10 protein-coding genes and 1 rRNA gene are annotated in these 9,749 nt (G+C 41.0%); 3 read left to right on the forward strand and 8 right to left on the reverse strand.

Translation table 11 applies throughout. The features are described 5' to 3' along the window. Window positions 1-12: 12 nt before the first annotated feature. From DPV92_RS08570 to DPV92_RS08580, 3 genes are read left to right on the forward strand one after another with little or no spacing between them, the layout of a single operon-like run. A complete protein-coding gene (locus tag DPV92_RS08570; protein ID WP_111354505.1) occupies window positions 13-618 on the forward strand; it encodes a VOC family protein in 606 nt (201 codons plus the stop codon). Window positions 619-641: 23 nt separating this feature from the next. Then, window positions 642-1,106: an outer membrane lipoprotein gene (locus tag DPV92_RS08575; protein WP_111354506.1), complete on the forward strand. Its 465-nt coding sequence runs from the start codon at window positions 642-644 to the stop codon at window positions 1,104-1,106. A gap of 22 nt (window positions 1,107-1,128) precedes the next feature. Further along, a complete protein-coding gene (locus DPV92_RS08580) occupies window positions 1,129-1,404 on the forward strand; it encodes a deoxyribose-phosphate aldolase (RefSeq protein ID WP_111354507.1) in 276 nt (91 codons plus the stop codon). A 61-nt stretch (window positions 1,405-1,465) separates the two neighbouring features. Here the strand turns inward: DPV92_RS08580 and tyrA are convergent, their stop codons facing one another. The 8 genes from tyrA to rrf form a co-directional block, all read right to left on the reverse strand. Then, the gene (gene tyrA, locus DPV92_RS08585; protein WP_111354508.1) at window positions 1,466-2,587 is read right to left on the reverse strand and encodes a bifunctional chorismate mutase/prephenate dehydrogenase; all 1,122 of its coding nucleotides are present in this window, start codon (window positions 2,585-2,587) and stop codon (window positions 1,466-1,468) included. Between the two features lie 60 nt (window positions 2,588-2,647). After that, window positions 2,648-3,691 (reverse strand): glycosyltransferase family 9 protein, encoded by a 1,044-nt coding sequence (locus DPV92_RS08590; RefSeq protein ID WP_111354509.1) that lies wholly within the window; start codon window positions 3,689-3,691, stop codon window positions 2,648-2,650. Window positions 3,692-3,788: 97 nt separating this feature from the next. After that, window positions 3,789-4,769 (reverse strand): peptide ABC transporter ATP-binding protein, encoded by a 981-nt coding sequence (locus tag DPV92_RS08595; protein ID WP_111354510.1) that lies wholly within the window; start codon window positions 4,767-4,769, stop codon window positions 3,789-3,791. Window positions 4,770-4,785: 16 nt separating this feature from the next. Beyond that, complete coding sequence (gene dppD / locus DPV92_RS08600; protein ID WP_111354511.1) at window positions 4,786-5,763, reverse strand: dipeptide ABC transporter ATP-binding protein; 978 nt, start codon at window positions 5,761-5,763, stop codon at window positions 4,786-4,788. Window positions 5,764-5,771: 8 nt separating this feature from the next. After that, a complete protein-coding gene (locus DPV92_RS08605) occupies window positions 5,772-6,662 on the reverse strand; it encodes an ABC transporter permease subunit (protein WP_111354512.1) in 891 nt (296 codons plus the stop codon). A 14-nt stretch (window positions 6,663-6,676) separates the two neighbouring features. Further along, window positions 6,677-7,681: an ABC transporter permease subunit gene (locus tag DPV92_RS08610; protein WP_111354513.1), complete on the reverse strand. Its 1,005-nt coding sequence runs from the start codon at window positions 7,679-7,681 to the stop codon at window positions 6,677-6,679. 153 nt (window positions 7,682-7,834) lie between these two features. Continuing rightward, the gene (locus tag DPV92_RS08615) at window positions 7,835-9,433 is read right to left on the reverse strand and encodes an ABC transporter substrate-binding protein (RefSeq protein ID WP_111354514.1); all 1,599 of its coding nucleotides are present in this window, start codon (window positions 9,431-9,433) and stop codon (window positions 7,835-7,837) included. A 196-nt stretch (window positions 9,434-9,629) separates the two neighbouring features. Beyond that, a 5S ribosomal RNA gene (gene rrf / locus DPV92_RS08620) occupies window positions 9,630-9,745 on the reverse strand. Between the last annotated feature and the right edge of the window lie 4 nt (window positions 9,746-9,749).

Genomic DNA, 9,749 nt, shown 5'->3' on the forward strand with positions numbered 1-9,749 from the left:
TACATTCAAAAAATGGACAAAATTATACCTGAAAATGCAAACTTTTACGAGAAAATGACCGCTTGTTTTGGTGATTTATCTCAATTCGAGCAAAAAATTCAGCAAATTGCAGAAATCGCAGGGATTGATCTCAGCCGATATGAAATCGATCATCTTGCAGTTCGAATGAATACACTTGAAACTGCTAAAAAATGGCGAAATCTTTTGGTGGAAAATGTAAAGATTCTTAAAGAAAGTAAAGTTAATGGTCGTCCAATTGGACTGTTTGAGCTAACGCAAGCGGTTGATTTTTGTGGACAAAAAGTCAAAATCATAGAACTTCCCTTCCCTAAAGGCAAAATTTATCCACAAGAGGGGTGGGAACATATTGAAGCTGTAATCCCGATGCAACAAGGCGAGAGCGTAGTTTTATGGATTGAACGTGTGCTAAAAATGTTTGCACTTAATGAGAATCCTAAACTTAATATTAAAATTAGTCAGCCTGAAGTGGAAGGTGAACAACTACCTAATCCAACTATTGCGATAAATGTAAAGAATGCAACTTTAGGTAATCATTCTTGTCTAAAACTACATCCTTATGGTATAAATGATATTATTTGTTCAGAAAATTATTTCTGAACTTTCTCTTATTGGGGTACAATATGAAAAGAATTAGATTAGCTATTGCATTATTCTCTAGCTTTGTGATGGTAGGTTGTGCAAACACCGATATTTATAGCGGAAGCGTCTATTCAGCTTCACAAGCCAAAGAAGCTCGAGCAATTAGCTACGGTACGATTGTATCTGTGCGTGATGTAAAAATCCAAGCAGATAATCAAGGTGTAATCGGCACAGTCGGTGGCGGTGTATTAGGTGGTATTGCTGGTTCTGCTATCGGTGGCGGTAGAGGGCAAGCGATTGCAACTGCTGTAGGAGCTATTGCAGGTGCGATGGCAGGCAATACAATCGAAGAAAAGGCGAGTCAAGTTTCTTCATTAGAAATGACGATTCGTAAAGATGATGGTCAAGAAATCGTAGTTGTTCAGAAAAAAGAAGACGGTTTCGTACCAGGTAAACGCGTAAGACTCGTTGGTTCTAACTCGAATTTAAACGTTTCTTTACTTTAATTTTCAATTTTAAGGATTCATAATGAAAAAACTTTCGTTAGCCGTATTAGTTAGTATGGTTCTTGCAGCTTGTACAGCTGAAGTTTACTCTAACCGTGGTGATGCAACTATTTTAAGTAGCAAAGACATCTCAAAAGATGTTGTTGAGTTAACCGTTCAAAAAGACAACGGTGAAATCGTGACTTTAAAACGTCAATACGATTCACACGCAACTGTTGGAGCACGTGTCACTGTTGCTGACCAAGAAAACAAACAAGATTCAGATTTAAAAACAATTCATCGTTACGAATTTAAATAATCTGGATAGATAAAGAAAACCCGACATAACCTTGTTGGGTTTTCTTCTACTTAAATTCAGTCTATTTTCGATAATCATTCGCCTGCTGCAACAATACTTGGCTCTCTTTTAAAAACTGTTCGGAATAATCACCAAACCAGTGATGTACCTTTTCAAAAACTTGAATAAAGCCCGCTTTATCTTTTTCTTCAAAGAATTTTAAGCTCTGTTCAAAGGTTGCTTTTAACGATTGAATCGTCGTGAGATTTTCAGGTTTATCCGAAATAATATCTGCATACAACGCCCCATCTTGAGCAAATAACCGCCCTATCATCGCGAGTTCTAAACGGTAAATAGGAGAAGAAAGCGCTAATAGCTGTTCAAGTTTTATCGGCTGTTCTGATAAATGCAAACCAAACATAAAAGTCGAAAAGTGGCGAAGAGCTTGAATATAAGTCATTGCGTGATCGTGCTCTATAGCATCAATCACTTCAATTTTTGCCCCCCAAATTTTGATCTGCTCTAATAACCATTCATATTGCTCTGCCCCACGTCCGTGGCAACAAACCACTATTTGCTTTGCCAAACTTGGCGTATCTGGACCAAACATCGGGTGAAACCCAACCACTGCCCCTTGATGTACTTGCAACATTTTTTTCAATGGCTGTGCTTTCACCGAAGTGAGATCCGCCAAAATCATCTTTTCCGTCAAAAACGGTTGTAAGCGCTCAATCATTTCCAGCGTTTTATTTATCGGTACACAAACAAGCACAAGATCTGCGTCCGCCAAAATGATGTCAGCCTGTACCCAATCATTTTGATCGAGGCTTACCACTTGGTAGCCCGATAAACTTAGAAAGCGGTTAAATAATCGCCCTAGTTTACCAAGCCCACCCACAATCACGATCTTTTGAATATCCGGATTCACTTTCTTAAAGCCGTGTTTATTCTCATTTGCGTAAGATTCTCGCATCACACGCCTAAGCACATCTTCAATCAAATCAGCAGGTACACCTTGCGTTTGTGCTTCAGTTCTGCGAGCTTCAATCATCGCTTTTTCACGCTCTGGTGCATAGACGGGAATACCGTGTTCTGATTTTACTTTTCCCACTTTCGCCACTAATCTTAAGCGTTCGGAAAGTAAGGCTATCAACTCACGATCAACCTGATCAATTTTTTCACGTAAAGGGTTTAATGGCATAATTCATCCTTGATGTTGTGTTTATTATTATTTACTTATTGTAAACTTAAAATTACAGATAAATTACCGATTTCTTGCCAAGATTTCAACTACTTTTTGCTTCACGCTTTCCACCGAAATACTAGCCATTAAATTCTCGCCCGTTTTCGATTTAGCTTTGGTCGCCCAAGAAAGCTCTTGCCACGGTTTACCGTAATAAGTTCGCACCGCTTCATCATAAACAGAAATCACATTTTGCTGATCATTGTAAGGTGAGGTACGGCGAGGATTGTGAATCGCATAAAGCCCAATCACAGGTGTACCTTGAATACTCGCAATATGGGCTGAACCAGTGTCAGGCGAAATCACTAAGTCTGCTAATTTTAAGAGAGCAGCAAGCTCTTTTAGCGACGTTTTTCCTACCAAATTCTGCACATTTGGGGCAATTTGCTGAATACAAGCGGTCATTTCCAGTTCACGTTTTGTAGGAGAACCGACCAAAATTACGTTGATATTTTGTGCTATCAACCAATTGGCAATGTCGGCATAACGATCTATTAACCAATCTTTTTCTGCCTTGCTGGAACAAGGGGAAATCACCACATTTTTACGCATTGGATCAAGCCATTGTTTCGCTTTTTCAACCGTTTCCGCAGGAATTGGCAATTGCCATTTTGGGGTTAAATCAGTCACGCCAATCGCTTTGGCAAACATCATCTGTCCATCTAACACGTGCAGAGAGGCAGTTTGTTCTACCTTTTGATTGGTAAAAAGCCACTGCATTTCACGGGCTCGATCTTTGTTAAATCCCATTTTTTTATCCGCTTTAATGCCAAGTGAAAGAATAGAAGCTCGAAATGCAGTTTGCATATTAAGCAGAAAATCGAACCGCTTGTGGGCAAGCTGTTTCCAAATTGTAAAGATACCTTTCCAACCAGATTTTTTATCAAACGGAATTAACGTCACATTAGGGAGATCTTGCATTAGCATTGCTTCAGTTTTACCGATAATCCAAATAATTTCCGCATCGGGATATTGGCGTTGAATAGCTTGCACAACAGCAAGGGTATGGCAAACATCACCAATCGCAGAGAGGCGAAGAATGCAGAGGGATAGGGGATTTTTCATATAGTATAAATTATATTTACATAGAGAATAAGACTCTCTCCGAAAATTCTAAGAATTTTCTCTACCCTCTCCCACAAGGGGAGAGGGAGTATAGTGATTACTCCACAACAAAACACGCAATTTTTCTACCATCTGGGTAGTTTTTCAATTGCGGTTGTTCCACTCGGCAGCGGTCGGTTGCAAAGCGGCAGCGGGCGTGGAAGGCACAGCCCTTTGGTGGATTAAGTGGACTTGGCAGCTCGCCTGTGAGTTTAATTCTCTCACGGCGATCAGCTTCGTTTAATCTTGGCGTTGCTGAAAGAAGCGCTTGCGTGTATGGATGTTTTGGCTCAGCAAAAATCTGTTTTACCTCACCTTGCTCCACGCAACGTCCTAAATACATCACCATCACTTCGTCTGCAATATGTTCCACGACTGAAAGATCGTGTGAGATAAAGACATAAGAAAGCCCCATTTCTTCTTGCAGATCCATCATCAGATTGAGCACTTGAGCGCGTACAGAAACATCCAGTGCAGAAACAGGTTCATCCGCCACAACAATATCAGGCTCAAGCATCAACCCGCGAGCAATCGCAATACGCTGACGTTGTCCGCCCGAAAACATATGTGGATAGCGGTCATAAAACTCTGGTTTTAAGCCCACTTTTGCCATCATATCCAACACTTTTGCCTTGCGCTCTTTTACCGAAAGCGAAGTGTTAATAAGCAATGGCTCTTCTAAGATTGAGCCCACTTTTTTACGTGGGTTAAGTGAGCTGTACGGATTTTGGAAGACGATTTGAATTTTACGACGACGAAGCGTTGCCATCTCTTTATCATTTTCCAAAAAGTTTTGTCCATTGTAGAAAAGCTCGCCTTCAGTCGGCTGCTCAATCATTGTAAGCATTCGCCCAAGCGTCGATTTCCCACATCCAGACTCCCCCACCACTGCCAAGGTTTTGCCCCGTTCAAGCGTGAAAGAAACACCATCTACCGCTTTTACCATTTTTGGTTTTGCGAATAACCCTTTCTTCACTGGGTAATATTTTTTCAGGTTAATCGCATCAAGAAGCGGTGCGTTTTCGTAATTTTTTTGCATATTGTCCTCTCCTTGATTAGCTCGGTAAGCCTTGATTATTTAATGGTGTATGGCATTTGACTTGACGGCCGTTGATTTGCACCAACGCAGGCTCAACGCTACGGCATTTCTCCGTCGCATACGGGCAACGCGGGTTAAGCAAGCAGCCTTGAGGACGGTCATATTTACCAGGTACAACACCAGGGAGCGATTGCAAGCGAGATTTACCTTCCGCAAACTCTGGCAATGCTTTCAACAGCGCTTGTGTATAAGGGTGCAACGGCGATTTGAAAATCTCTTCTGCCTTCCCTTCTTCCACCACTTGCCCTGCGTACATCACAATAATGCGATGTGCTGATTCTGCCACCAACGCCAGATCGTGCGTAATTAAAATCAACGCCATATTTTCTTTACGTTGTAATTCAAGCAGTAAATCAATAATTTGGGCTTGAATGGTTACATCAAGCGCCGTTGTCGGTTCATCAGCAATCAACAGCTTCGGGTTACACGCAATTGCCATTGCGATCATTACACGCTGGCTCATCCCGCCAGAAAGCTGGTGTGGATAAACCTCTAAACGAGATTTAGGATCAGGAATGCCCACCAGTGAAAGCAATTCAATTGTTCGCTCACGGCGTGCTGATTTGCTCCCGCCTTGATGCACTTTTAAGGCTTCCATAATTTGATAGCCCACGGTATAGCTTGGGTTGAGGCTTGTCATCGCATCTTGGAAGATCATCGCAATATCTGCTCCAACAATTTTCTGCTTCTCTTTTGGCTTTAACGCTAGCAGATCATTCTGGTTAAAATGCAATTTCTCTGCAGTCACACGACCTGGGAAGTCTATCAAGCCCATAATCGCCAAAGAACTAACCGATTTACCCGAACCAGATTCGCCTACAATACCTAACACTTCACCTTCATTCACGGTGTAGCTAACACGATCAACCGCTTTAAAAGGGGCTTTTTCATCGCCGAACGAAACGGAAAGATTTTCAACTGTTAGTAAACTCATTTCGCCCCCTATTGTTTTAATTTTGGATCGAGAGCATCACGTAAGCCGTCGCCCATCAAGTTAAAGGCTAATACAAGCGATAAAATCGCTAAGCCTGGAATGGTCACAAGCCAGTTCGCTGATTGCATAAAACCGCGTGATTCTGCCAACATTGTACCCAGTTCTGGTGTAGGTGGTTGAGCACCAATGCCCAAGAAGCCAAGTGCGGCAAGTTCTAAAATCGCATTAGAAATCCCCATCGTCATTTGCACAATCAATGGCGCAAGGCAGTTTGGCAAAATCACAATAAACATCAATCGCCACACATTTGCCCCTGCTACGCGGCTTGCCACGACATAATCACGATTTTTCTCATTCATCACCGAAGCACGGGTTAAACGCACATAACTTGGAATGGAAACAATCGCAATTGCAATCGCCGCATTAATTAAGGAAGGTCCGAGAATAGTTACTACACCAATCGTTAAAAGCAAACTTGGAATGGCAAGCATAATATCGACCAAACGCATAATTAAAATATCAAGCGTGCCACCGTAGTAGCCTGCAAGCAAGCCTAAAATAACACCGAGTACGCAAGACATTACGACAATCAGCAAGCCAATAAAAACAGAAAGTCTCGCCCCATAAATAATGCGCGAAAGCATATCCCGACCAATGTCGTCTGTGCCTAAAATATAAGCTGAATTCCCCCCCTCAAACCACATTGGTGGTAAAAGCAAGGATGAGCGGTTTTGTTCGATTGGGTCGAAAGGTGCAACCCAATCTGCAAAAATCGCAGCAAAAAGCACGATTAAAATAAAGATAAACCCAATTACCGCTCCACGGTTTTGACTAAAATAATAGACAAACTCTTGGAAAGGTGTTTTCGGTATTGGGGCTGTTACTGTCGTTGAAGACATTCTTCACTCCTCTATTAGCTATGGCGAATTCGTGGATTCACCACACCATAAATCAAATCAACCAGTAAATTCAGAAGGATGATGATAGTTGCAATAATCAGCACTGAACCTTGTAGCACAGGATAATCTCGGGCATTAATCGCCTCAATTACCCATTTACCAATACCTGGCCAAGAGAAAATATTTTCGGTTAATACCGCCCCAGAGAGCAACTGCCCCACAATTAAACCTACCACCGTCACGACAGGAATTAACGCATTACGCAATGCGTGTACAAACACGATACGCGTAGTATTTAAGCCTTTTGCTTTTGCGGTGCGGATGTAATCTTCGCCCAATACTTCAAGCATTGAAGAACGCGTCATTCGGGTAATTACTGCGAGAGGAATCGTACCTAATACAATTGAAGGTAAAATTAAAGATTTAATGGCTGCTAAAAATGCCCCTGGTTCATCAGATTGCCAAGTGTCAATCAGCATAAAACCCGTGTTAGCTTCAATCCAAAACTCAGACGACAAACGCCCCGAAGCAGGCAAGCCAAGCGGAGTGGACACATAGAGAATTAAAATCAAGCCCCACCAGAAAATCGGCATTGAATAACCTGTCAGAGAAAGTGTGGTTACAATATGTGAAATCCAAGAATTTTTCTTCACTGCAGCAATCACACCAAGAAAAATGCCGATCACTAAAGACCAAAGCAAGGCAAAAAATGCAAGCTCAACCGTAGCAGGGAAAAGAGTAAAAAATTCCTTGAGCACTGGCTCATTATTACGGAATGAGTTACCTAAATCGCCTTGAAAAATTCCTTTGATGTAATTGAAATATTGTTCAGGTAAGGGTAAATCCAAGCCGAGTTGCGACATCATTTGGGCGTGTACAGCTGGATCCAGCCCACGTTCGCCCATTCGAATTTCGATTGGATCTCCTGGAATCAGATGCACAAGGGCAAAAGTAATTAAGGTAATCGCAATAAAGGTAGGAATCACCATTAAAATACGTTTTAAAATAAATGAAAACATAAATAGATAATAATAGATAAATTTTTGGAAAATTTTGACCGCTTGTAGTCAATGCCAAAATTGAAATAACAGTTGCTGAGCCTGTCGAAGCATAAGGTATTTCAATATGCCGATTCGACAATGGTTTGACAAACTCACCAACCGTCTCAATAACTACTTATCTGCTAAATCCACGTGGTAGAAATTATGCAAGCTAAACGGGCTGATAGTATAACCAGTTACTTCTTTACGCACAGGGAAGTAAGTGGTTGAGTGAGCAATGGTTACCCACGGAGCTTGTTCTTTGAACAACACTTGAGCTTTTTTGTAGAGCTCTGTGCGTTTAGCTTTATCGCTCTCTTTTGCAGCATCATCAATCAACTTGTCAAACTCTTTATTACAGAACTTCGCATAGTTTGCTCCTGCTTCCACCCCTGCACAGCTTAATAGCGTATTTAAGAAGTTATCTGGATCACCATTATCGCCATTCCACCCCATCATTCCTGTTTGATGTTCGCCATTGCGCAAGCGTTTGATATATTCACCCCATTCATAGCTTACAATTTTGGCATTCACACCAACTTTTTTCCAGTCTTCTTGGATAAGCTCAGCCATACGGCGAGCATTTGGATTGTAAGGACGAGAAACTGGCATTGCCCACAAATCAGCATCAAAGCCATTTTCAAAACCTGCTTCTTTTAACAAAGCTTTAGCTTTTTCTGGATTATAGTCATAATCTACTACATCATTGTTATAGCTCCACATTGTTGGAGGAATTGGATTCTTCGCTTTTTCGCCAGCACCTTGGTAAACCGATTGAATTATTGCGTCTTTGTTAATCGCATAATTCAATGCCTGACGCACTTTCACATTATCAAACGGTTTTTTCTGTGTATTCAGTGCAAGATAACCCACATTCAAGCCTGCTTGGCTCATCACATTGATATTAGGATCTTTCTGTAATGCAGGTAAATCTGCAGGGTTGACATAAGGTGCTGCATGACATTCACCTTTTTGTAATTTTGCCATACGTACTGAAGCATCAGGCGTAATTGAGAATACCAAGCGGTCTAATTTTGCTTTACCAGCCCAATAATCATCAAATGCTTTATAACGAAGCTGGGAATCTTTTTGGTAATCAACAAATTGAAATGGCCCAGTACCAATAGGATTTTGATCTAATTTCTCAGGGGTTCCTACTTTTAATAATTGGTCTGCATATTCTGCTGACATAATAGAAGTAAAATCCATTCCAAGATTAGATAAGAATGGCGCATTTGGTGTTTTTAAAGTCATTTTGACCGTATAATCATCCACCTTTTCAACCTTATCAAGGATATTTTGCATATCCATACTGGTAAAGTACTCATAATTGCCACCAGAAATTTTATGATATGGATGATTTGGATCTAACTGACGATTAAATGAAAAAATAACATCATCAGCATTAAAATCTCGGGTTGGTTTGAAATCTTTAGTAGTATGGAATTTCACGCCTTGACGAAGATGAAAAGTATAAGTTTTGCCATCTTCAGAGATATCCCATTTTTCAGCTAAGGCAGGAGTTACATTTGTTGTTCCAGGTTCAAAAGAAACTAGGCGATCAAATATTGTCTGTGCAATCGCATCCATCGTTCCTCCATCCGTCACAAACTGAGGATTAAAATAGGTTGGTGATGCTTCTAAGCAATAAACAAAGGTTTTCGGTGCAGCAAAAGCCGCTGTTGAGGCAAAAGCAAGGCTCAATAAAGAGAGTTTAGCGAGTTTTTTCATAAAAGACTCCTGATGTTGTGAGTTGTTGTTTTAGTAGAAGTCTTTGAATATACAAGTTTTTGAAGGAACATCAAGAGGGAAAGTGGAAAAAAGCGGTAATATTTTAAGGATTTTTTGCAATTTACCCTTAGCTCGATAAAAAGCAAAAAACCCCGGACCTTACGATACGGGGTTATTCACTTTCGCTTTAAATTCAATCTGGCGATGCCCTACTCTCACATGGGGAAACCCCACACTACCATCGGCATTACGGCATTTTACTTCTGAGTTCGGAATGGAGTCAGGTAGAACTACCGCACTATGGTCGCCAGAATAT

The organism is Pseudohaemophilus paraphrohaemolyticus (genome assembly GCF_003253115.1).
Classification (GTDB): Bacteria; Pseudomonadota; Gammaproteobacteria; order Enterobacterales; family Pasteurellaceae; genus Haemophilus_A; species Haemophilus_A paraphrohaemolyticus_A.

Excerpts from the sequence above, each read along its gene's own strand:
- DPV92_RS08570 (WP_111354505.1), top strand. The coding sequence starts at position 13 with ATGGACAAAATTATACCTGAAAATGCAAACTTTTACGAGAAAATGACC.
- DPV92_RS08575 (WP_111354506.1), top strand. The coding sequence starts at position 642 with ATGAAAAGAATTAGATTAGCTATTGCATTATTCTCTAGCTTTGTGATG.
- DPV92_RS08580 (WP_111354507.1), top strand. The coding sequence starts at position 1,129 with ATGAAAAAACTTTCGTTAGCCGTATTAGTTAGTATGGTTCTTGCAGCT.
- DPV92_RS08590 (WP_111354509.1), bottom strand. The coding sequence starts at position 3,691 with ATGAAAAATCCCCTATCCCTCTGCATTCTTCGCCTCTCTGCGATTGGT.
- DPV92_RS08595 (WP_111354510.1), bottom strand. The coding sequence starts at position 4,769 with ATGCAAAAAAATTACGAAAACGCACCGCTTCTTGATGCGATTAACCTG.
- dppD (WP_111354511.1), bottom strand. The coding sequence starts at position 5,763 with ATGAGTTTACTAACAGTTGAAAATCTTTCCGTTTCGTTCGGCGATGAA.
- DPV92_RS08605 (WP_111354512.1), bottom strand. The coding sequence starts at position 6,662 with ATGTCTTCAACGACAGTAACAGCCCCAATACCGAAAACACCTTTCCAA.
- DPV92_RS08610 (WP_111354513.1), bottom strand. The coding sequence starts at position 7,681 with ATGTTTTCATTTATTTTAAAACGTATTTTAATGGTGATTCCTACCTTT.
- DPV92_RS08615 (WP_111354514.1), bottom strand. The coding sequence starts at position 9,433 with ATGAAAAAACTCGCTAAACTCTCTTTATTGAGCCTTGCTTTTGCCTCA.